This window comes from Vibrio rumoiensis 1S-45 (assembly GCF_000286955.2).
In the GTDB taxonomy this organism is placed as follows: domain Bacteria; phylum Pseudomonadota; class Gammaproteobacteria; order Enterobacterales; family Vibrionaceae; genus Vibrio; species Vibrio rumoiensis_A.
Window position 1 is genome coordinate 1 of record NZ_AJYK02000015.1, and the last position, 707, is coordinate 707.

The 707-nt window shown below is 39.5% G+C and carries 1 protein-coding gene; it reads right to left on the minus strand.

Features of this window, described 5'->3' with window-relative positions; all coding sequences use genetic code 11:
• Window positions 1–90: 90 nt before the first annotated feature.
• Entirely contained in the window at window positions 91–510 is a 420-nt protein-coding gene (locus A1QC_RS02310) for a GFA family protein (RefSeq protein WP_017023924.1), read from the minus strand.
• Window positions 511–707 lie beyond the last annotated feature (197 nt).

The following is a 707-nucleotide window of genomic DNA, read 5'->3' on the forward strand; positions in this document are numbered from 1 at the left end:
CTAAAGGCGATAACCCTCTTTACTACATAAGCAACGCCCGGCTAAACAACCAATAAAGTGGAGATCGGTTTGAAAGCTGCTTGTTATGTGTTATTGCTCACTCTCGAAATGCGCGAAAACTTCAGCGCCTGTCATATTTTTTGTATCATTAGAAAAGCTATAATAATCAGGCTTTTCGTCTATGAATATTTGGTGGCTAAATTTAAACTTCACATCGCCATCTAACAACCCCACCGGAAAATGATACTGATCAGCTGGCTTCAAATAGTAAAATAGGCTTGTACCACATTTATTACAGAATCCCCTTTCAGCCCATTCTGAAGATTGATAACGAGTAATAGATGATTCATTTACTATTCCTTTAAGCACTCCACCATCAATAGCTAACATTGGTCCGCCTAGCCAATTTCTACACATGCTACAATGACACGCTGCCATTTCTGCTACAGGGCTTGCTAACTCAATTTCCAGCTCCACTGAACCACATAAACATTTTCCCTTAATATTCATACCATTAAACCTCGCTCAATATATTGATCCAAATCTTGCCTACATATAGACATAATGACTCCCGCGAAGGTGCTAGCCTCCAGTTTCCTAGGTTAGCTAAGCCTGAGCCATAATTAGTTTGCTAAAGAACTAAATTAGAAGGCTAGCATGAATAATGAATTAGTGTTAACGCAAAGCATCGGGTGTGGCATAAACTC

Excerpts from the sequence above, each read along its gene's own strand:
- A1QC_RS02310 (WP_017023924.1), bottom strand. The coding sequence starts at position 510 with ATGAATATTAAGGGAAAATGTTTATGTGGTTCAGTGGAGCTGGAAATT.